The sequence below is a fragment of the Tenacibaculum aquaeponti genome (assembly GCF_052084715.1).
In the GTDB taxonomy this organism is placed as follows: domain Bacteria; phylum Bacteroidota; class Bacteroidia; order Flavobacteriales; family Flavobacteriaceae; genus Polaribacter.
Genome location: NZ_CP197288.1, coordinates 2311526 through 2333262, shown reverse-complemented (window position 1 = coordinate 2333262; position 21737 = coordinate 2311526). Strand labels below are relative to the sequence as shown.

Annotated in this window: 19 protein-coding genes; 11 read left to right on the top strand and 8 right to left on the bottom strand. The window is 29.8% G+C overall.

The genetic code is table 11. From position 1 onward, the window contains the following. Positions 1–40 precede the first annotated feature (40 nt). Together ACSIGC_RS10465 and ACSIGC_RS10460 are read right to left on the bottom strand one after the other, a co-directional pair. Positions 41–1606 carry an Ig-like domain-containing protein gene (locus ACSIGC_RS10465; RefSeq protein WP_442264770.1) on the bottom strand — a complete coding sequence of 522 codons (1566 nt, stop codon included), beginning with the start codon at positions 1604–1606 and terminating at the stop codon, positions 41–43. An 86-nt stretch (positions 1607–1692) separates the two neighbouring features. Further along, positions 1693–2373: a ComF family protein gene (locus tag ACSIGC_RS10460; RefSeq protein WP_442264769.1), complete on the bottom strand. Its 681-nt coding sequence runs from the start codon at positions 2371–2373 to the stop codon at positions 1693–1695. Between the two features lie 44 nt (positions 2374–2417). On the opposite strand from ACSIGC_RS10460, the gene ACSIGC_RS10455 reads away from it, so the two are divergent. From ACSIGC_RS10455 to ACSIGC_RS10430, 6 genes are all read left to right on the top strand, one after another. Next, positions 2418–2981 carry a class I SAM-dependent methyltransferase gene (locus tag ACSIGC_RS10455; RefSeq protein ID WP_442264768.1) on the top strand — a complete coding sequence of 188 codons (564 nt, stop codon included), beginning with the start codon at positions 2418–2420 and terminating at the stop codon, positions 2979–2981. 36 nt (positions 2982–3017) lie between these two features. Beyond that, positions 3018–4208 carry a GTPase HflX gene (gene hflX, locus ACSIGC_RS10450; protein ID WP_442264767.1) on the top strand — a complete coding sequence of 397 codons (1191 nt, stop codon included), beginning with the start codon at positions 3018–3020 and terminating at the stop codon, positions 4206–4208. 170 nt (positions 4209–4378) lie between these two features. Then, the gene (locus ACSIGC_RS10445) at positions 4379–5104 is read left to right on the top strand and encodes an energy transducer TonB (RefSeq protein ID WP_442264766.1); all 726 of its coding nucleotides are present in this window, start codon (positions 4379–4381) and stop codon (positions 5102–5104) included. Positions 5105–5175: 71 nt separating this feature from the next. Continuing rightward, on the top strand, positions 5176–8007 hold the full coding sequence (locus tag ACSIGC_RS10440) for a carboxypeptidase-like regulatory domain-containing protein (RefSeq protein ID WP_442264765.1): 2832 nt from the start codon (positions 5176–5178) through the stop codon (positions 8005–8007). Between the two features lie 169 nt (positions 8008–8176). Continuing rightward, positions 8177–8917, top strand: coding sequence for an energy transducer TonB (locus tag ACSIGC_RS10435; protein ID WP_442264764.1), 741 nt, complete (start codon positions 8177–8179; stop codon positions 8915–8917). A 24-nt stretch (positions 8918–8941) separates the two neighbouring features. Then, positions 8942–11845, top strand: coding sequence for a TonB-dependent receptor domain-containing protein (locus ACSIGC_RS10430; RefSeq protein ID WP_442264763.1), 2904 nt, complete (start codon positions 8942–8944; stop codon positions 11843–11845). Positions 11846–12114: 269 nt separating this feature from the next. Here the strand turns inward: ACSIGC_RS10430 and ACSIGC_RS10425 are convergent, their stop codons facing one another. From ACSIGC_RS10425 to ACSIGC_RS10400, 6 genes are all read right to left on the bottom strand, one after another. After that, entirely contained in the window at positions 12115–13188 is a 1074-nt protein-coding gene (locus ACSIGC_RS10425; RefSeq protein ID WP_442264762.1) for a CNNM domain-containing protein, read from the bottom strand. Between the two features lie 77 nt (positions 13189–13265). Then, positions 13266–14177, bottom strand: coding sequence for a DUF3078 domain-containing protein (locus ACSIGC_RS10420; protein WP_442264761.1), 912 nt, complete (start codon positions 14175–14177; stop codon positions 13266–13268). Between the two features lie 77 nt (positions 14178–14254). Continuing rightward, a complete protein-coding gene (locus ACSIGC_RS10415) occupies positions 14255–15106 on the bottom strand; it encodes a DUF3078 domain-containing protein (protein ID WP_442264760.1) in 852 nt (283 codons plus the stop codon). 16 nt (positions 15107–15122) lie between these two features. Continuing rightward, positions 15123–15629 carry a DUF2480 family protein gene (locus ACSIGC_RS10410; protein WP_442264759.1) on the bottom strand — a complete coding sequence of 169 codons (507 nt, stop codon included), beginning with the start codon at positions 15627–15629 and terminating at the stop codon, positions 15123–15125. 1 nt (position 15630) lies between these two features. Beyond that, positions 15631–15951, bottom strand: a complete 321-nt coding sequence (locus ACSIGC_RS10405) for a DUF59 domain-containing protein (RefSeq protein ID WP_442264758.1) — start codon at positions 15949–15951, stop codon at positions 15631–15633. A 2-nt stretch (positions 15952–15953) separates the two neighbouring features. Beyond that, positions 15954–16379 (bottom strand): SufE family protein, encoded by a 426-nt coding sequence (locus tag ACSIGC_RS10400; protein ID WP_442264757.1) that lies wholly within the window; start codon positions 16377–16379, stop codon positions 15954–15956. A 75-nt stretch (positions 16380–16454) separates the two neighbouring features. Between ACSIGC_RS10400 and ACSIGC_RS10395 the strand changes: the two genes are divergently transcribed. From ACSIGC_RS10395 to ACSIGC_RS10375, 5 genes are all read left to right on the top strand, one after another. Then, a complete protein-coding gene (locus tag ACSIGC_RS10395; protein WP_442264756.1) occupies positions 16455–17381 on the top strand; it encodes a PfkB family carbohydrate kinase in 927 nt (308 codons plus the stop codon). A gap of 64 nt (positions 17382–17445) precedes the next feature. After that, entirely contained in the window at positions 17446–19344 is a 1899-nt protein-coding gene (locus ACSIGC_RS10390) for an amidophosphoribosyltransferase (RefSeq protein WP_442264755.1), read from the top strand. A 156-nt stretch (positions 19345–19500) separates the two neighbouring features. Beyond that, a complete protein-coding gene (locus tag ACSIGC_RS10385) occupies positions 19501–20415 on the top strand; it encodes a glutaminase (protein ID WP_442267758.1) in 915 nt (304 codons plus the stop codon). Between the two features lie 104 nt (positions 20416–20519). Next, positions 20520–21218 (top strand): Crp/Fnr family transcriptional regulator, encoded by a 699-nt coding sequence (locus ACSIGC_RS10380; RefSeq protein ID WP_442264754.1) that lies wholly within the window; start codon positions 20520–20522, stop codon positions 21216–21218. A gap of 73 nt (positions 21219–21291) precedes the next feature. Further along, a complete protein-coding gene (locus ACSIGC_RS10375) occupies positions 21292–21690 on the top strand; it encodes a DoxX family protein (RefSeq protein ID WP_442264753.1) in 399 nt (132 codons plus the stop codon). Positions 21691–21737 lie beyond the last annotated feature (47 nt).

Sequence of the window (21737 nt, the reverse complement as noted above, 5' to 3'; positions counted from 1 at the left end):
ATAAAAAAAATAATATGGGGTTCAAAAGTGAACCTCATATTTATTTTATAGTAAAGTTTAAATTTGAAATCCAATTTGCTCTTAACTCTGGTAAATTATCAGGATAATACATAATAGGTTCAGGCTGTCTTTTTTCTAAATAATTTCCAGTGTCCCAAATACCATTACTGTTTTCATCAATAATCGCTCTAATTGAATATGTGTCTGGAATTAATGAATTAAATTCAATTTTGCCAGATTCTTTTAAAATTTGTTTTTTATATACGTTGTCACCTTTTAGTAACTCGATTATTACCGGGTGTTTAACTTCTTTGTTTACAGTTAAAATAATGCTCCCATAATCTTCTATGTCTTTAGTTGCAAATTTATAGTTAAGAGTGTCTTTAGATTTTACTTTAAAAATATCCATAATAGCTTCAGGTAAAGCTGTTAGTTTATAAGGGGTTTTTGTCTTTCTTTCAAAAAAGACACCCAACTTATTGTTAGATATAATTTCTAATGTATGAGCAACTTCAGTTGTATCACTAGTATTAGTTAAAGAAAATTTAGCAGGATAGAACTCACGAATAGGGTTGTTTGTAATTAAAGTAAGTGTGTCTTTAATATGTAAAGTGCTTTTAATATTCGTTGTTACTGAAAGTGAATCAATCTTTTTCTTTTTTAGTTTAATGGTTACAGTATCTATAGATGTTTTTTCAGAAACAATAAAGGTTAAAGAATCTAGCTTTTTATCAGAATGGTACCAATAATTTAAAGTGTCTTTATCTTTTTCAAATTCTGTTTTAAAAACAAAGTCATTTGGTGCTTTTGAAAGTAATTTTACTTGTAATCCTTTTTGTTTTCCTGTGAAACCAAATTGAATTTTCCCTTTAGTTACCTCTCTTCCTTTTTTAAATATATAAGGTTGAGTTTCTTTAAAAAGTATAATTGGAGAAGAGGTTATACTGTCTTTAGGAAGAGAAATAGTATCATTATAAAACCCAATTTTATCTGTTCTAGAATTAAATTTATAATCAGAAGTAGATTCATCTATAGCCATTAAAAAGTACTTTCCTTCAGCTAAGTTTGTAAACTTATAATTAATAGAATCGTAAGTTCTGGTTACATAATCTGGCTTGTTTTTATAGACAATAGAATCATTAAAGGTAGAATCAATTTTATATAAGAGAACACTATAGTTTTTTTTAGGTTCTTTAATTGTGATATCTTTTATGGAACCTTTCATACTTAATGAATCTATAAAATCCCCTGTAGAAAAAATGTATTTAAAATTCTCTAAAGGATTATTTTCATTATTATCTTGTATAGCATTTCCAAAGTTAAATGTGTAAGTTGTGTTTTCTTTTAATGTATCTAAAATTTTAATGTTTATATATTTACTTGGAGTTCCTTGTGGTGTAATTAAAGGAGCTGTTTTAAAAGGAGGTGAAACAATTAATTGCTTATTTAAATCCTTAAGCACAATATACTCGTCAAAATAAATGCGAATATTGTTATCATTAAAGTTTAAGCTTTCATAAGCAGGGTCAGCGGAAATTAATATTGGTGCGTCTTTATCTTTAGGTCCACCTTCAGGTCTTCCTTTTCTGGCACAACTACTAATCATCAAACTAAAACTAAAAAGAAAAAATATAAGGTTATAATGTTTCACAAAACTAATTTTAAACGTAATCAAAAGTAGTAAAAAAACTATTAGACTTTTAGTGTGTAAGCCATAGTAAGTACACTTATTTTTATGTTCTTGGTTTTTAATAAAGCATTAACACAAGACTCAATAGTTGCACCAGTGGTAATTACATCGTCGACAAGTAGCACATGTTTGTTTTCGTAAAAGTTGGTGTCAATTAAAGAAAACTTAGATGAATTCTGGTTATAACGATCGAACCTCGATTTTTTTGTTTGTGTTTTGGTGTTTGAAATTCGAACTAAATTTTTATTACTAAAATTCGTTTTTAATCCTTTTGAAATACATTTTGCAAAAGAATCAACTTGATTATAACCTCTTGTTTTTAACTTTTTTTTATGGAGAGGAACAGGAAGTACATAATCAATTTCAGAAAATAAATTTCTCTTTTTTATCTCATGACTATACCATTTGCCTAAAAAAACACCTACATCTTCTCGTTCCTTGTATTTTAATTGGTGAATTAGCTTTTGAGTAATATTGTCTTTCCTGTAATATAGAAAAGCTTCAAAGTTCTCTAAATCGAAGTTCAAAAAAGATTCAGGTATAAAAGTATCTTTCTCATTAACTATTGGTAACTCATTTTTACAATTACTACATAGTATTATTTCATTGGAAAACAGTAGATTTTCACAACTTAAACATAAATTAGGATAAAATATACCCAATAAATCCTTTAAAAAGCGCATATTTGCTTAGCAATTTTTCGATAAATTTAAAAAATAAATAGTATTTGGGAAAGAAACTTAATTTTTTTAAAGAAGCTGTTTTAGCAGCCAAAACATCTGGAACTATAACACCTAGCTCAAGATTCCTTGCAGAAAAAATGCTTAAGGGAATGAATTTTAATCAAACTAATTTAATAGTTGAGTTAGGGGCTGGAAATGGAATTATAACAAAGCATATTCTTAAAAAATTAAAACCCAACAATCATTTAATCAGTTTCGAAATTAATGAAACTTTTTATCAAGAATTACAGAAAATTGATCACCCACAATTAACGATTTTAAATGTTTCTGCAGAATTTTTAATTACTGAAATTGAAAAGAAAGGTTATAAAAATGTAGATTGTATTGTTTCAAGCCTTCCGTTATCCATAATACCAAAGCCAATTTCAAAAAATATTTTAGAAGAATCATACAAAGCATTAAATACAAATGGAAGTTTTGTGCAATTTCAATACAGTTTAGATTATTTTAAAAAATTCAAAAAATTGTTTGGGAAAGAAAATGTAAGCTTAAAATTTGAGCCATTAAATATTCCTCCTGCATTTATTTACAAATGCACAAAGAAATAGAATTTACAACTTGTACTTTTTGTATTTTTGCCTTCTATGATAGAAACGAGAGAAGCAATATCAGAAAAGGTGGTTTTAATAGGTGTTATTACACAGCATCAAGATGAAAACAAAGCGAATGAATATCTAGATGAATTAGAGTTTTTAACACATACTGCTGGTGGAGTACCTGTGAAACGTTTTTTGCAAAAGTTAGAAAAACCAAATCCAAAAACTTTTCTTGGAACAGGTAAGTTAGATGATGTAAAAATGTTTATTGAAGCTAATGGAGTAGGAACAGCAGTTTTTGATGATGAATTATCACCTGCTCAACTTAGAAATATAGAAAGAATTTTAGATTGTAAGATTCTAGATAGAACAAATCTTATTTTGGATATTTTTGCGAGTAGAGCACAAACTAGCTCTGCAAAAACTCAAGTAGAATTAGCTCAATATGAATATTTATTACCAAGATTAACTCGAATGTGGACTCACCTTGATAAGCAAAAAGGAGGTATTGGTATGAGAGGGCCTGGAGAAACTGAAATAGAAACAGATCGTCGTATTATTCGAGATAAAATAACTTTACTAAAGAAAAAATTACAAACCATAGACAAACAAATGGCTGTTCAAAGAAAGAACAGAGGTAAAATGGTTCGCGTAGCTTTAGTTGGGTATACTAATGTAGGAAAATCTACTTTAATGAATTTAATTAGTAAAAGTGAAGTTTTTGCAGAAAATAAACTTTTTGCAACTTTAGATACAACAGTTAGAAAAGTTGTGGTTAAAAATGTACCTTTTTTACTTACAGATACGGTTGGATTTATTAGGAAACTACCAACTCAATTGGTAGAATCTTTTAAATCTACTTTAGATGAAGTAAGAGAAGCTGATTTGTTAGTGCATGTTGTAGATATTTCTCACCCTAATTTTGAAGAACATATAGCTTCGGTTAATAAAATACTCGATGAGATTGATAGTGCAAATAAGCCAACAATTATGATTTTTAATAAAATAGATGCTTACACTCATGAAACTATTGATGAAGACGATTTAGTTACTATAAAAGGTAAAGAACATTACACCATAGAAGATTGGAAGAAAACTTGGATGAATGATCTTGAGAAAAAAGCTTGTTTTATTTCTGCTACGGAAAAAGAAAATATTGAAAATTTCAAAGAAACAGTTTATGATGAAGTAGTGAAAATTCACTCAAGAATTTTTCCGTATAATAATTTCTTGTATTAAACAATTAATGAGTGAAAAATTGCAAAAAACACATTATTTATGGCCAAAAAAGTATAAAAAAACAATTTTAAATATAGCGATAGGTTTTTTTTTTTACTTTTGCAAATGGAACATAGTGTAAATTTAGTAAACTTATTAAACATTGTTTAAAAGTTTTAATTCCCCAACTTATGAGAAAAATTCTATATATAGCAATCTTTGCATGTTCATTTAGTGTTTTTAGTCAAAGTAGTAACGAGACTTGCGATACACCTGAAAGTCCTATAGAGGATTTGAACAGTATAACGAAATGTACTGTAAAGCCATCAAAGAATGGTAAAGATAAAAAAGCAAGACAGATATCTGTTAGAGTTTCTGCTCCGAAAAGAAGGTTTTTAAAAAAAAGAAAAAAACAAGCTGCATCTGAAGTAAATAATTTAAATAGTTCTGGAGTTTCTACGGTTAATCATTCAACCGATATATCTAAAACATTAAAGCTTAAAACAAATTTAGCCGCTCTAACTAATACGTTATCTAAGGAAGAAGTTCGTAAAGCAGAAAAATTTAGCACAGTTGATAATATCCCTGCATTTCCTGATTGTTCTAATGAATTAGGAGGAGATCAATTAGACTGTTTTAATAATGAAATGATAAGTCATATCCAAGAGCATTTTAGTTATCCAAATCAAGCAATGATAGATAAACTGCAAGGAGAAGTTTGGGTGCGTTTTATTATAGATAAAGATGGTAATGTTACAAATATAAAAGCTTTAGGTCCTAAAGGAGGTAAAATTCTTAAGGATGAAGCGATAAGAGTAGTGTCTAATTTGCCTAAATTTAAACCAGCAACAAAAGCAGGTAAATCAATATCAGTAAAATATGGTTTCCCTATCAACTTTTCTTTAGAAGATAATTAATAATTTATTAACTTACTTCTCAGTTAAATTCAATTAATCAAAACTTATAAGCAATGGTCAAAAAATTACTCATGCTGCTTTTTATATTTGGCAGTTATTTTTTGTTTGCTCAAACAGAAGTTAAAGGTTTAGTATTCGATGAATATTTAGAACCTTTTCCTGGAGCAACTGTAAAAACAAGTGAAGGAAAAACAACAAGTTCAAATTTTGATGGCGAATTTGTAGTAAGAGTAAAAAAGTTCCCCGTAACAATTACAGTATCTTTAATAGGTTATCAAACAGAAACAATTCAAGTTTCTAGTGCTGATGATGATTTAAATGTGATTTTAAAGGAAACTTTAGGGTTAGATCAAGTTGTAGTTTCAGCATCTAGAACTCCAGAACGAGTTATAGAATCTCCTGTGACAATTGAAAGAATTGATGGGAAATCAATTAAAAGAACCCCATCTCCTAATTTTTATCAGTCTTTAGGTAATCTAAAAGGAATTGATGTTTTAGATAATAATTTACTTACTAAAGCAATTGGTTCTAATAGAGGGTTTATTAGTACTGAGAATAACAGATTTGTTCAATTAGTTGATGGAGTTGATACTGCAGTTCCTGTATTCGATTACGCTTTAGGTAATTTATCTGGTTTGGTTGATCTTGATGTTAAAAACGTAGAAATACTTCCGGGAGCAGCTTCTGCATTATATGGGGCTAATGCTTTTAATGGAATCTTATTAATGACAAGTAAAAACCCTTTTGACGATAGTGGTGTAAGTGTTGCTCTTCAGTCTGGGATTACAACTCAAGAAGATAGAGGAGCGTATGCTTATTATGATGTAAGTACTAGAATGGCTTACAAATTTAGTGATCATTTTGCTGCTAAGGCTAGTATAAAATATATTCAAGGTGAAGATTGGGTAGCTAATGATAGAAGCGATATCAATGGACAAGGATTTAGTCATTTAGATAATCCAAATTATAATGGAGTTAATGTTTATGGAGATGAAGTTAGCCTTAACTTAGTTGATTTAGCATTGTTGGCAACACCTTTCGCTGCAGATCCTACTTCTCCTTTATTTGGTTTAAATCCATTAGGATTAATTTCTGGTATTAACGGTGTTGAAAGACAAAGGGTTAGTAGAACTGGTTTTGCAGAAAGAGATATGATTGACTATGATGTGAATAGTTTGCTTTTTGATGGTTCATTGCACTTTAGACCATGGGGAGAACAAGGAGCAGAAATCATTTTTGGTTCTAAATTCACTATAGGTGATAATATTACTCAATCTAGTAATAGATATGATCAATCTAATTCATCTATGCAACAATTTAGATTTGAAGTAAGAGATAAAAACTATTTTGTTAGAGGTTATTACAACGAAAATGACGCAGGTAAAACAATAGACACAAACCTAGCAGGAGTTTTTGTTGGAAGTGCTTGGAAAGATAATAGAGTATATTTTCAAGAATACGCGGGAGCTTACTTTTCTTCTTTAGCAAGTGGACTGACGAGTGATCAAGCTCATTTAACAGCAAGAGGTTTTGTAAATCGAGATTTCCCAAGTGTTACTTCCTCAACATATCAAAATGCGTTAAAATTAGCAAAAGAAACCACTTTAGCAGATGGAGGAGCTTTATTATCTGAAAACTCAGGTTATTACCATGTAGATGCTAACTATAATTTTGCTGATTTTATTGATTTCGCAGATATTCAAGTTGGTGGTAGTTTTAGAAGTTTTGCATTAGATTCAAATGGTCAGGTTTACACCGACGATGATGGTGTTTTAAGGTATAGACAGTATGGTTTATATACTCAAGTTCAAAAGAAATTTATTGATGATAGGTTAAAATTAACGGGAACAGTGCGTTTTGATAAATCAAGAAACTTTGAAGGTAATTTTTCGCCAAGGGCAACAATTTCGTATGCAGCAGGAGAAAAAAGAGATCATAACTTTAGAATTGGTTTCCAAACAGGATTTAGAAACCCAACATCACAAAATCAATACCTAGGATTAACACTAGGAAACATAGTGTTATTAGGATCAGTAGAAGAAAACTTAACAAGAGAAGTTGTAACAAGGCAATTTATATCTGACCCAACTCAATCGGTCACTATTTTTGGTACTTCTGCATTTAACAATTCATATACAGCATCTTCTGTAGATGCATTTCAAACGGACTTTAGATCAAATGCTGTCAGTGGAAATTTAGGTGTAGTAAATTCATTACTTTTACAAGTTTCTGATTTTGAATTAGTTAAGCCGGAAACAGTACAATCTTTTGAATTAGGGTATAGAGGAGCTTTAGATGTAGCTGGAAAATTATTCGAGTTTGATATTGTTGGTTATTATAACTTACACAACGATTTTATAACACCTACAGATGTGGTTGTTCCTTTTTACGGAGATGTAAACAATCCAACTTCTAATGCTGCTTTGGCGATAGCAAATAACGATTTTCAAAGATATTCTATAACAACTAATATAGATTCTGAACTACAAGTTTTTGGATTTTCTGCAGGTTTTAGCACGAAACTTTTTGGTAATTTTGATTTATCAACCAGTTATGCGTTTTCTGACTTTACTATCGAAGAAACTGATATCGATTTTAAACCTTTTTTCAATGCTCCAAAACATGCCGTAAAAGCTCAATTTGGTAATGATAGATTGTTTAAAAATTTCGGTTTTTCAACAAATGTAAGATGGCAAGATGAATTTTTATACCAAACAAGATTTGTTGATAGAGTCTTAGATAGTCGTTTTGTTTTAGATGCACAGTTAAATTACACAATACCATCTCTTAAGTCTTTTATTAAAGTAGGAGCAACTAATTTAACAGGTGAAGAATATATTAGTGCAACTAGTGCAGGTACTATAGGGTCACAATATTATATCTCTTGGATCATTAATAATTAAGCTATAGATAGCGTAAAAAAACAATTTAAAGAGAGGTAACTACCTCTGTTTTTTTTTGTTAGCGTTAATGTAAATGAGTTTTTATTTTGTTTTTTGAAAAAAAAAAAGTAATTTTGCGGTCTGTAAAGAACCAAACAACTGCTACAGTAAATTAGTAAATGTTAAAAGTATGAGAAAATTTTATTTACTTGTAGTATTATTATTATCCCTTAATAGTTTTAGTCAGGACACATGTGATACTCCTGAAGAAACTACATTGGAAGATTTGAATAGTATTACAAAATGTTCAATCAAGCCTGCTAAGAACAAGAAAGACAAAAGGAATAGACAGATCACTGTGCGTGTTTCTGCTTCTAAAAGAAGATTCTTAAAGAAAAGAGAGTCTAGAAAGAAAACAGCTGTTTCAGGAGCTGGTAGCTTAAACTCTTCAGGTATTTCTACAATTGCAAACAACTCTGGTATTTCAAGTAAACTTTCACTAAAAAAGAAGTCAGCATCAAATAGTATTGCTGCTTTAACGAATAGTTTGTCTGAAGAAGAAGTAAGAAAAGCCGACAGGTTTAATACTGTTGATAAAATTCCTGCTTTTTCAGATTGTGATTCAGCAAAGAAGGGTGATATGATTGATTGTTTTAACACAGAAATGATGTTACATATTCAAAAGCACTTTAGATATCCTGCTGAAGCTGTAAGAAATACTGTAGAAGGAGAAGTGTGGGTGCGTTTTATTATCGACAAAAATGGTGAGGTTAAAAACATTAAAACCTTAGGGCCAGAAAATGCTGATATTTTAAACGAAGAAGCTAAAAGAGTAGTAACTAAATTACCTAAATTTAAACCTGCTAGAAAAGATGGTAAACCAGTTGCTGTAAAATACGGTTTCCCAATAAACTTTTCGTTAGAAGAATAATTTCCAATCCTTAATATAATTAAAATGTTGAAGAAACAATTAGTAATGATTGTTTTCACGCTGTGTGCTATCTCTACTTTTGCACAGGTGAAGATAAAAGGTGTAGTATATAATGAATACTTAGAGCCTTTTTATAATGCTAAGATAACAAGTGGATCAAACTCTGCATTATCTGACATGAGTGGTAATTTTGAAATTACGATTAAAGGTAATTTACCACAAACTATAGAGATTTCTGCGTTTGGTCATCAAACAGAATATGTAGATGTTGAAAGAGTTGGGCAAAAAATTAATGTAATTCTTAAAGAAAACTTATTGTTAGATCAGGTTGTAATTTCTGCATCTAGAGTTCCGGAAAGAATTATTGAATCTCCTGTAACTATCGAAAGATTCGGATTAACAGATATAAGAAGAACAACATCTAACTCTTTTTATGATGGATTAGTAAGCTTAAAAGGTATTAATGCTAGAGAGGGTAGTTATGGATTTAAATCTATCAACACAAGAGGATTTGCTGATTTTAGCAACTCTAGATTTGTGCAAATGGTAGATGGTATGGATACAGCTGCTCCTGCATTAAACTTTAGTGCTGGTAACCTATCTGGTGTAAATGAGCTAGACATTAATAACGTAGAAATCTTACCAGGTGCATCTTCAGCTTTATATGGAGCAAATGCATATAACGGTATTATGTTAATGAATACTAAAAGCCCTTTTGATTTCACAGGAATTAGCACACTGTTTAAAACAGGATATACAAGTCAAAATCTTGCTGGAGATAATTTATTTTATGATTTATCAGCCAGATTAGCTTACAAGTTTAGTGAGTCTTTTGCAGCTAAAGTTAACTTCTCTTATTTTGAAGCTGCGGAATGGTTAGCTAATGATACAAGTAACAAATTAATCGATACTAATGAAATCACTGAAGGAGTTGCAAACAGCCCATTAAATTATGATGGTGTAAATATTTACGGAGATGAATTTAATAATAGTATTAGTGTTCAGGATATTGGCCGCAGATTTTTCGGAATAAATTTACCTCAAGACGCAAGAGTTAGTAGAACTGGTTTTGCAGAACGTGATTTATTAATGGATGACAAATCTAAAAATTTAAAATTCTCAACTTCTTTTCATTACAGACCTTTCAAAGATGAATCTTTAGAATTAATTTTAGCTACAAGATTAGCTATGGGGAATAACTTATTACAAGGAAGTTCTTCTAGATTTTCTCAAAGAGATTACTACATTGGTCAGTCTAAATTCGAAGTTAAAGGAGATAACTTTTATGTAAGAACTTATTACACAAGAAACGATGCTGGAAGATCTTATAATCTAGATATTACAGGAGCATTATTAACAGCACGATCTTCAGCTGGAAATACTGTAGGTAACTGGGGTGTAGACTATTTAATTGGATTAGATAGAGCAGGAGTAGATTTTAATAATTTAACTGCAGATACAGATATTTTACAAAGTGCAAGAGAGTACGCAGATAGTTTTACTTTACAACCAGGAAGTAATGGTTTTAGAACAGAGTTTGAAAATATTACATCTACTTTAATTACAGAAGGTGGTAGTAGAATTTATGACAGAAGTTCTTATTCTCATATCGATGGTAATTATAATTTTACTAGTTTAATTAACGATTGGGCAGATGTTCAAGTTGGAGGATCATTCAGACAGTACAATCCAGATTCTAAAGGAACAATCTTTAACGATGCTACGCAACCTATTACAGTAAATGAATATGGTATTTACTCTCAAATTCAAAAGAAATTATTAGATGATAGATTAAAGTTAACAGCTTCTATTCGTTACGATAAATCTCAGAATTTCGATGGAAATTACTCACCACGTTTTGCAGTGAATTATGCTTTAGGTGAAGATAAAAATCACATCATTAGAGCATCTTTCCAAACAGGTTTTAGAAACCCAACAATTCAAGAGCAGTATTTATTCAACCAACCAGGAAGAAAAATCAATGTTGGAACATCTAGAGCTAACTTAGATAGAATTGCAATAGGTCAAGATATTACATTAAATGTTTTAGGAGTTCCTACTGTAATTGACGGTGTAATTTCTGGGGATGATATCATCAACAACTCTTTACTTACCGAAACTGTATTTACAGATTTTACATATGTAAAGTCAGAATATGAAGAGATTAAGCCAGAAGAAGTACAAACTATCGAACTAGGATATAGAAGTATGTTCGGAATTACAGATACTAATAATATTAACATTGATATTAATGGTTTTTATAGTTTCCATAACGATTTTGTATTCTTCCAAGATATTGTAACTCCAAAATTAGGTCAGGTTTATCCTTTTGGAAACAGACAATTAACTGCTGCTGAATTAGCAGATCCGTTAATTCAAGCTGGTAACATTGTTGATGGAGTTTTAGTTTGGGATGCTTTTGCACAATACGCATTTACAAACTTAGGTCCATCAGGAGAATTATTAGTTCAAGAATTTAATATCGTAACAAATAGTAAATCTAGAGTAAATTCTTTTGGAGCTAGTGTTGCTTTATCAACTAAAATTTTCGAAAGCTTCGATTTAGGATTAAACTATAGTTATATCGATTTTACTTTCGATGATGAAGATAATGGATTCTTTGAGCCTAACTTTAATACACCTAAGCACACAGTAAAAGCTCAGTTTGGAAATAATAATCTTTTCAAGAATTTTGGATTTAACGTTAATGCAAGATGGTTAGACAAATACAGATGGGTTTCTCCATTTGTAAAAGGAAATGTAGATGCAAGAACAGTATTAGATGCGCAATTAAACTATAGAATTCCATCTATAAAATCTAAATTTAAAATTGGAGGAACTAACTTGCTAGGTAAGGAGTTTCAAGTTGCTCCAGGAACAGGAAATATTGGTAGTTTATATTATATTTCTTGGACAATTAACGACTAATAGCTAATTCTAGCTACTACTCATATACAAAACCGATGCAAATTGCATCGGTTTTTTCTTTTTAGAGAGTTTAAGGAGGTTTTATTTTTGTTTTTTTTAATATCCTTTAATAAGCAGAATAATAGTTTAAAACTAGTTTTAAATAGGTTTTACTAACGACTTTTTACTTTTTAAGAATGATTATTCTATTTAAGAATGAATACTAAACAAAAAAACACGATTATTCAAAATAATAATCGTGTTCTGTAGTATCCTTTTAAAATGAATTATTATTCTATAATTCCTAATCTTTTAGCTCTTTGTTCCCAACTTTTTCTAGCTAAGTTTTGAAGATTAGCAACATTATCACTTTCATCCATAATTTCTAAACCTAATAAAGTTTCAATTACATCTTCTTGGGTAACAATACCACTAACAGAACCATATTCATCAACCACTAAAGCGATATGTTCTCTTTGTTCTATTAAGTTTTCAAAAAGTTGAGGAATAGGTAAATCTCTTTTCGTAATAATAATATTTCTCTTAATTGTTTCTAGTTTTTCCTCTCCATTACCTTTTATTATAGCTTCTAAGAGTTGATCTTTTAAAAAGTATCCTATTATATTATCACTACTTCCAGAGTATAAAGGAATACGTGAAAAACGTAAATTAGCATTCTCGTCAAAAAAAGATTTTATAGTCTGAGAAGCGTCTGCAGTTTTTAATACAGTACGAGGAGTCATGATATGTTTAGCAGAAACTTCTTTAAAGCTAAGCATGTTTTTAATTACCTTACTTTCATTTTCTTGAAAAACACCTTCTTTTTCAGCTATTTCAGTCATTGCAGAAAAATCTTCTCTACTCAAAACACTTTCTCCATGTCCTCCTTTACCAAACATTTTGGTAAAAAGCTGTAAGACCCAGATAATTCCAGTGTATTTTAAAATAGTTATTAAAATGTTTAGAGTCGTTGTAGTAAAACCAGCTAAAGATTTCCAATAAGTAGCACCAATGGTTTTAGGGATAATTTCTGAAGCCACTAAGATTAAAATAGTCATAATAGCAGAAACAATAAATACTCCGCTAAAAATCCCTGTAGACTCTTCTCCTTTAAATACAGTTTCTGCTTGAGAACCAACTAAAATAGCACCAACAGTATGCGCAATTGTATTTAACGTTAAAATGGCAATTAAAGGTTTGTCTACATCTTTTTTAAGTTCTTCTAATCCATTAGCAAAAGATTTTCCTTCATTCTTTTTTAAGTTAACAAAAGTAGGTGTAACACTTAATAATACAGCTTCTAAAATAGAGCATAAAAAAGAAAAAAGTATTGAAATTGTTCCGTAGAAAAAAAGTAGTCCCATTTTTAAATTTTTTGTAAAAATAAAAAAACCCCAAGGATATAAAATCTTGGGGCCTATATTTTGTTTAATTTCTAATATTAGAATCCGTAACTTAAACCAACTAACCAATAAGATTGAATTGTTGTTGGAGTATTTTCTAAGCTAGTAAAGCTTGTTAACGGAGAGTTAAACGTCTCTTGTCTGTTATTTCTTAAACCAGTTTCAAGACCAACTCCAATTCCTTTCCAAATATTGAAACCTAAAGAGTTTATCCAAGTCCAGTTTGATAAATCTGAAGATTTATAACTTTGGAATGTAGAAAAGTTAGATCTGAATTTAAATTTACCAATAGTTCTATTATAATCTGCAACAATCTTTGCTCCTAAAGAAGAATCGAAAGTTGTACCAGAGCTACTAAAAACAAAGTTATAGTTAATAGGGTGTACAACTACTACTAACTCTTTTAAAGGAGTCCAAGTTGCACCAACCCCGATATCTAAATAACCTGGATCATTAAAGTTTTCAATGAAAGATGTTCTATATTCTCCTAATGTAGAAACAGCTATGTTTTTAGTTAATTTATAACCATAAAGCGAGGTAATTGTAAATACATCAGTTGTTCCTCTGAATCGAGTATCATCGTTCGGGTCATCTTTATCATCGATTTTAACCCAACCTAAATTTAAATTTGCAGAGTTTCTCCAGAAATATTTTTCGCGGTCTAAATTAGCAATCCCATTTACAGTAATACCTATGTTACCTGCTGAAGAGTTTGGTACAGCATTAGAAAACCAATCGTTAAATCCAGAAAAGTTAGCACCAATTGTTCCAAAAGTACTAAACTTCCAACCTGGAAAAGCATCAATCTTTGCTTGCAGTGCATCTACTTCTCCTTGTAGTTTTGCTGCCTCAGCGGCTTTCTTTGACTTTTCAGCTTTTAGCTCTTCAATAGTTTGAGCGAATGAAAAATTACTTATTAATAAAGCTACAGCTATAACTAATTTTTTCATGTTTTTTAATTATTTTGATTTTATGATATTAGTCTCTAAAAGACTTAAGACAAAGATATATCGAAAAAGTCACTTAATTAAATAATATAATTTAATCCTAGTCCAAATAATTGTTTGAATTGAATTCTAGTAGAAGCATTGTCATCAATAATTGTATGAAAGCCTAAATTGGTTGATAAATACTTATTAATTTTCATTAATAAGTTGATTTGATAATCTATATCTATATTTTCAGGTCTATCAAGATAATCAGAATACAAAGCAAAAATGTTTTCCATAGAAATGTTTTTTGCTAAATTGAATTTATAATAAGAAGAAAGATTAAAACCTAAACTGAAACTAGAGTTTTTACCTTCTTCAACACCAAAACTACCAGAAAACTTATCAGATACAAATGTAAAACGAGAAGTTGATGGTGCTATGTTTATATATTTTGTTTTAGATTTTTTCCAGAGCATTCCAGGTCCAAAACTTAAATAAGCAGGTGAAAAAGGATCAGAAGTAGCAACTTTAGGGTCTTTAGTGTAATCGAAACCTCTAGTGTATTGAGTTCTTAAATTGCTAATAAAAGAAAAGAACCAATGATTCTTTTTAGATTTATAACCTACTAGAGTATTGTACTCTAAACGATCGTCAGTTTTTCGAGTACCTTTATCATCCACATAACTTAAACCGTAATTAGAAATAATTTTATTATCCCAGTTCCAATTTTCTCTTTTATAATTTAAATCCTGAACTATATTAATATTACCTGCTACAGTGTTTGCCCCACCAGCTGTCCAATTTGAGAAGGTAGATTGATTTAAGAGAAAAGTGATTTTAGTGTTAAATTTCCAGTTTTTTGAAACACTATCTTTTTTTTTCTCTTCTTCTTGAGAAAAAATAGTAAAACTTATACTAAGACAAAAAAACAATAATACTTTCCTCATATAAAAACAATAATATTTATTTCTTTTTAAACAGTGGAACTGTAGAACAGGCTTCACCGTACATGATGGATTTTACTACAGGTTGAATTTTTGATATTAATAGAGGATATGCGCTTTCAGGAATAGGTTTACTACTGCAACCTTTTATAATTACAGGCTTATTCTTAAAAGTGTCTAAAGATAAGGTATTTATAATTTCTGAAAAAATAACTGTTTCTAATAATTCTAAATTTCCAATGACAACTTTTTTTGCAAATTGATTTAATTCTGTTGAAATTAAAAGATATGCCCATGAAGGAATAATAGCATCAGTAGCACAATATAGAGCAACATAAGCTTCGTTATACTGAGTCCAATCGTGATTTTTTACATGTTCTCGAAAGTCTTTTTCTTTAAGCAATAAACCTTCATATAACCAATCAGAAATATCAAAAAGAACACGTTCCCCTTCAACATAATAATCTTCGAGATCGAAAGTTACTAGTTTACTATTGGCTACTCTATTTACTATTTCGTCTGCCATATTATAACATTCCTAATTCTAATTTTGCTTCTTCACTCATCATTTCTTTAGTCCATGTAGGATCAAAAGTAATTTCTACTTCACAATCATTAATTTCTTTTAAGGTTTTTACCTTGTCTTCTACTTCAACAGGTAATGTTTCAGCAACAGGACAGTTAGGTGATGTTAATGTCATTAAAATTTTAGCATCATTTTCTTCAGATACAAAAACATCATAAATTAATCCTAATTCGTATATATCTACCGGTATTTCAGGATCGTAAATTGTCTTTAAAACTCTTACAATTTTATCTCCTAAATCTTCTAATTGTTCCTCTGTCATTTTTAATTTGTTAATTTAGTTTGCTGAGCAATCGCATACATTTTAATTTGCTTTACCATAGATACTAATCCGTTTGCTCTGGTCGGACTTAAATGTTCTTTTAATCCAATTTCATCAATAAACTTTGTATCTGCTTCAAGTATTGCTTTTGGAGTTTGGTTGGAATAGACACGTAATAATAACGCCACAATTCCTTTTGTAAGAATAGCATCACTATCAGCTGTGTAAGTAATTTTATCATCATTAATTTCAGAATGCATCCAAACTTTTGATTGACATCCTTTGATTAAATTTTCATCTAATTTATAATCTTCAGCAATAAGAGGTAGCGATTTACCTAATTCAATAATATACTCGTATCGCTCCATCCAGTCTTCAAACATTGAAAACTCATCAATAATTTCTTCCTGTATTTCTTTGATAGTCATTTTTTAGAACTATTTTTGCACTTTACAAATTGTTTTGTGCAGTTATTGTGCAAAATTACTGATAAAAATTAATAAATGGGTAAACTATTAGCGGTTGGAACTGTTGCTTTTGATGCAATAGAGACACCTTTTGGTAAAACTGACAAAATATTAGGAGGTTCGGGAACTTTTGTTGGTTTAGCAGCTTCGCAATTTGGAGTAGAAACAGGAGTAGTATCTGTAGTAGGAGGAGATTTTCCTCAATCATATTTAGATATGATGCAGAACAAAGGAATTGATACTACTGGTATCGAGATTGTAAAAGATGGTAAAACATTCTTTTGGAGTGGAAGATATCACAACGATATGAACTCTAGAGATACTTTAGTTACAGAACTAAATGTTTTAGAAACTTTTACACCAGTTGTACCTGACGCATTTAAAGATGCTGAAGTTGTAATGTTAGGAAACTTACATCCATTAACACAAGTTTCAGTTTTAGATCAAATGAATGAGCGTCCGAAATTAGTTGTTTTAGATACAATGAATTTCTGGATGGATATTGCATTAAGTGATTTACACGAAGTGTTAAAGAGAATTGATGTAATTACAATTAACGATGAAGAAGCTCGTCAGTTAAGTGGAGAATATTCTTTAGTAAATGCAGCTAAGAAAATTCACGAAATGGGACCAAAATATGTAGTGATTAAAAAAGGAGAGCACGGAGCATTATTATTTAATGATGATAATATGTTTTATGCACCAGCTTTACCATTAGCAGAAGTTTACGATCCAACTGGAGCAGGAGATACTTTTGCAGGAGGATTCTGTGGATATTTATCTAAAACAGGAAATTACTCTTTCGAAAACATGAAGAATGCCATTATTTATGGATCTAATTTAGCTTCTTTCTGTGTTGAAAAATTTGGAACACAACGAATGGAAGAGCTAACGAAAGATGAAGTTCAAAATCGTTTAAAAGCATTTAAACAACTAACACAATTTAATATAGAATTAGTATAGAAAATCCGCGCTTTTTTGCGCGGATTTTTGTTTCAAACACACAACACAACTTACAAAAATAATAATGAGTGATTTTTTAAAGCACGAATGTGGTATTGCTTTAGTTAGGTTAAAGAAACCGCTTCAATATTATAAAGATAAATATGGTACAGCTTTTTATGGGTTAAACAAGTTATACTTGTTAATGGAAAAGCAACATAACAGAGGACAAGATGGTGCTGGTTTAGCTAGTATAAAATATAATGTTGAGCCAGGAACAAGATACATTAGTAGAATACGTTCAAATAAAAATCAACCAATTCAAGATATTTTTGGTCAAATAAATAATAGAATCAATGATATTTTTGAGAAAAACGAAGATAAATTAGATGATGTTGCTTGGCAAGAAGAGAATATGCCTTATATCGGAAATCTTTTCTTAGGACACGTTCGTTACGGTACTTTTGGTGGAAATAGTATTGAAAATGTACATCCATTTTTACGACAAAGTAATTGGAAACATAAAAATCTAATTGTAGCAGGAAACTTTAACATGACAAACTCTAAAGAGTTAATGAAAGAGTTAATTACTTTAGGACAACATCCTAAAGAAGCTACAGATACAGTAACAGTTATGGAAAAAATCGGTCATTTCTTAGAAGATGAAGTGGCAGATACTTATAAAAAAGCGAAAGCTGCTGGTTTTAACAAAAGAGAAGCTTCACCTTTTATAGAAGAGCATTTAGATATTCAAAGGATTTTAAAACGTTCTTCTAGAAATTGGGATGGTGGTTATGCAATGGCAGGTTTATTAGGTCATGGAGATGCTTTTGTATTACGAGATCCTTCAGGAATTCGACCAGCATTTTGGTATGAAGATGAAGAAGTAGTAGTTGTAGCTTCAGAAAGACCAGTAATTCAAACTACATTTAATGTTCCTATCGATGAAGTAAAGGAATTACCAAGAGGTAAAGCTTTAATCATTAAGAAAAATGGAAAAACTACAATAGAAAAAGTCATGAAAAAGCGCGAGAAATTGTCTTGTTCTTTCGAGCGTATTTATTTTTCTAGAGGTAGTGATGCAGATATTTATCAGGAAAGAAAAAATTTAGGAAAATATGTATTCCCTGAAGTTTTAAAATCTATTAACGATGATATTTCAAATTCTGTTTTTACCTATATTCCAAATACGGCAGAAACTTCTTTCTATGGAATGATGGAAGCTGCTGAAGATGTACTAAATCAACAAAAAACAACTGAAATTTTAGCTGGAGGAGGAAAACTTTCTGCTCAAAGAGTAACTGAAATTTTATCGGAAAGACCACGTTTTGAAAAAATAGCAATTAAAGATGCTAAACTAAGAACGTTTATTACAGATGATAATAGTAGAGATGATTTAGTTGCTCATGTTTACGATGTAACATATGGTGTAGTAAAACCTACTGATAATTTAGTAATTATTGATGATAGTATTGTTAGAGGAACAACACTAAAGAAAAGTATTATTAGAATTTTAGATCGTTTATCACCAAAGAAAATTGTTGTTGTTTCTTCTGCACCACAAATTCGTTATCCAGACTGTTATGGTATCGATATGGCTAAAATAGGCGACTTTATTGCTTTTAAAGCTGCTTTAGAATTATTAAAAGAAACAGATCAATACCATATTGTTGGTGAAGTTTACGAAAAATGTAAAGCTCAAAGATTAAACGAAGATAAAGACATAGTAAACTTTGTAAAAGAAATTTACGCTCCATTTACACATGAACAAATTTCAGGTAAGATTGGTGAAATGTTAAAAACTGATGAAGTAAATGCAGATGTAGAAATCATTTACCAAACTGTAGAAGGTTTACATAATTCTTGTCCAGATCATAAAGGAGATTGGTATTTCACTGGAGATTACCCTACACCTGGAGGTCATAGAGTAGTAAATGAAGCATTTATTAATTTCTATGAAGGAAATAATAAGAGAGCGTACTAATTTAAACGCATTATATTTTTAAAAAAGACTGTTTTTAAAGCAGTCTTTTTTAGTTAAAAAGTATTTCCCTCATGAATTAGAACTCAAATAAATTGTTTTACATTGGCCTGCCAAAAAGTTTTAAAAAAGAACAAAATGAGTTTAGAAGAGAAAATAATTGACTACAAGCAAGTTTTAGAAAATTTGTATGATATAATAGCGTCAGAAGAAAATGATGGAGCAATAGCTACATATATACCTGAATTAGCTAAAGTAGATGCGAATAATTTTGGCGTTTGTCTCTTGTCTACTAAAAACAAAGAATATGGTGTTGGTAATTGGCAAACAAAATTCTCAATTCAAAGTATTTCAAAAGTATTGTCTTTAAGTATCGCTTATCAAATTTTTGGAGATAAAATTTGGGAACGTGTAGATGTTGAACCTTCAGGAACACCTTTTAATTCTTTAGTTCAATTAGAATCTGACGCAGGTATACCAAGAAATCCTTTTATGAATAGTGGTGCTATGGTAATTTGCGATATGTTGGTTAGTTATTATGAAAACCCTAAAGAAGATTTTTTAGCTGCAATTAGAGAATTATGCAGTTCGAGTGAAATTATATACTCTGAAGCAGTTGCGAAATCTGAAGCTTCTGTTGGTTACAGAAACAAAGCTTTATGTAATTTTATTAAATCTTTCGGAAATATAGAGAATGAACCTGAAGAAGTGTTAGATTTTTATTTTCATATCTGTGCAATTGAAATGAGTTGCCAAGAATTATCAAAAGTATTTATGTTTTTGGCGAACCCTAACTTTACCACATCAAAAGGAACTAAAGTTTTAAATTTAAGTAAAACTAAAAGAGTAAATGCAATTATGCAAACTTGTGGATTTTATGATGAATCTGGTGAATTTTCTTTTCGAGTTGGTTTACCCGGAAAGAGTGGTGTAGGAGGAGGAATAGTTGCAGTTTATCCAGGTAAATATTGTATTACAGTTTGGAGTCCGAAATTGAACGAAAAAGGGAATTCATACCGAGGAATGAAATTTTTAGAAGCTTTTACGACGGAAACAGAACAGTCTATATTTTAGTATAATTACTGCTTAGCATTGAAATATAAAATTAAATTTTTGCAATTTTTTAACTTTTTGTTCGACTACAAATAATATTAGAAAATGTAATTTTTTTATCAATCATGTCTTCAAAATTAAAATACTGGTATTTACATAAACATAAGCTTTTTAAAAACTTAAGTTACGAAGAAATAGATGGTTTATGTATTTTAAAACGTTTTAATAAATCGAAGAAAAATGAAATTATTCAACTTCCTTACAGTGAAAAAGAACGTGTTTATTTTTTAAAAAAAGGAACAATCAAACTGATTAGTATTTGTGAACAAGGTCAAGAAACTTTAATTGATGTTTTACAAAAAGGAGATTTGTTCGGAGACTTAAATTTAGAACGTTCAGAGGAAGTTAGTAATTTTTTTAAAGTAGTTTCCGAAGAAGCAATTATCTGTACATTTTTAAAAGAACGGTTGGAGAATTTAACATTAAAAAAGCCAGATTTTGCACTTAAATACATCAAGTTTATCGGTTTCAGATATAAAAGTATTCAAAACAATTATCGCAATTTATTATTTAAAGATGCTAAATCACGTTTAGTACTGTTGTTAAATATGCTCATAGAAAAAGAAGAAATTACATCTTCATCGTATACTTTACCAAACTACCTTACTCAAAAAGATTATGCTCAATTAATTTGTGCATCTCGTCAAACTATAATTTCCTTATTTAAAGAGTTGGAAGAAGAAGGTTTTTTAAATTACTCTCAAAAAGAAATTTCTATTCCAGATATCAGTAAAATCAATAAATTTATTGAAAATGTAAAGTAGCTTACATTTTACATTTTAAGGTTTGTCTAAAATTGTACTGTAAAAAAGAAGTAGAATTTTAAACAAACAAAATATGATTTCTAAAACTACTCTATCGTGGTTACTACGAATTTTAATTGCTGTTATTTTTATTCAAACACTGTATTTTAAATTTACAGCACACCCAGATTCAGTTCATATTTTTTCAAGTTTAGGTTTAGAACCTTTTGGAAGAATAGGACTTGGAATAGCAGAGTTAATCACTTCAATTTTACTTTTAGTACCAAGAACCAAAATTATAGGATTATTACTATCAATAGGAATAATTTTAGGTGCTGTTTTTTCTCATTTTTTAGTGATTGGAACCAATGTTGAAGGTGATGGAGGAACATTATTTTGTTTAGCTTTAGTGATTTTATCAGCTTGTATTGCATTGTTAATTATATATAAACAAGAAACTTTAGAATTCTTTAAAAAATTAATCAATAGATAAATTGTTTTGATTCAACTTTTAGATGGGAAATAGTTAATTATATCTTC

What these genes read in the sequence shown, in the direction of transcription:
- ACSIGC_RS10420 (WP_442264761.1), bottom strand. Translation starts at nt 14,177, where the DNA reads ATGAAAAAATTAGTTATAGCTGTAGCTTTATTAATAAGTAATTTTTCA.
- hflX (WP_442264767.1), top strand. Translation starts at nt 3,018, where the DNA reads ATGATAGAAACGAGAGAAGCAATATCAGAAAAGGTGGTTTTAATAGGT.
- ACSIGC_RS10375 (WP_442264753.1), top strand. Translation starts at nt 21,292, where the DNA reads ATGATTTCTAAAACTACTCTATCGTGGTTACTACGAATTTTAATTGCT.
- ACSIGC_RS10400 (WP_442264757.1), bottom strand. Translation starts at nt 16,379, where the DNA reads ATGACTATCAAAGAAATACAGGAAGAAATTATTGATGAGTTTTCAATG.
- ACSIGC_RS10380 (WP_442264754.1), top strand. Translation starts at nt 20,520, where the DNA reads ATGTCTTCAAAATTAAAATACTGGTATTTACATAAACATAAGCTTTTT.
- ACSIGC_RS10395 (WP_442264756.1), top strand. Translation starts at nt 16,455, where the DNA reads ATGGGTAAACTATTAGCGGTTGGAACTGTTGCTTTTGATGCAATAGAG.
- ACSIGC_RS10415 (WP_442264760.1), bottom strand. Translation starts at nt 15,106, where the DNA reads ATGAGGAAAGTATTATTGTTTTTTTGTCTTAGTATAAGTTTTACTATT.
- ACSIGC_RS10440 (WP_442264765.1), top strand. Translation starts at nt 5,176, where the DNA reads ATGCTGCTTTTTATATTTGGCAGTTATTTTTTGTTTGCTCAAACAGAA.
- ACSIGC_RS10460 (WP_442264769.1), bottom strand. Translation starts at nt 2,373, where the DNA reads ATGCGCTTTTTAAAGGATTTATTGGGTATATTTTATCCTAATTTATGT.
- ACSIGC_RS10435 (WP_442264764.1), top strand. Translation starts at nt 8,177, where the DNA reads ATGAGAAAATTTTATTTACTTGTAGTATTATTATTATCCCTTAATAGT.
- ACSIGC_RS10430 (WP_442264763.1), top strand. Translation starts at nt 8,942, where the DNA reads ATGTTGAAGAAACAATTAGTAATGATTGTTTTCACGCTGTGTGCTATC.
- ACSIGC_RS10410 (WP_442264759.1), bottom strand. Translation starts at nt 15,629, where the DNA reads ATGGCAGACGAAATAGTAAATAGAGTAGCCAATAGTAAACTAGTAACT.
- ACSIGC_RS10425 (WP_442264762.1), bottom strand. Translation starts at nt 13,188, where the DNA reads ATGGGACTACTTTTTTTCTACGGAACAATTTCAATACTTTTTTCTTTT.
- ACSIGC_RS10405 (WP_442264758.1), bottom strand. Translation starts at nt 15,951, where the DNA reads ATGACAGAGGAACAATTAGAAGATTTAGGAGATAAAATTGTAAGAGTT.
- ACSIGC_RS10465 (WP_442264770.1), bottom strand. Translation starts at nt 1,606, where the DNA reads ATGATTAGTAGTTGTGCCAGAAAAGGAAGACCTGAAGGTGGACCTAAA.
- ACSIGC_RS10445 (WP_442264766.1), top strand. Translation starts at nt 4,379, where the DNA reads ATGAGAAAAATTCTATATATAGCAATCTTTGCATGTTCATTTAGTGTT.
- ACSIGC_RS10390 (WP_442264755.1), top strand. Translation starts at nt 17,446, where the DNA reads ATGAGTGATTTTTTAAAGCACGAATGTGGTATTGCTTTAGTTAGGTTA.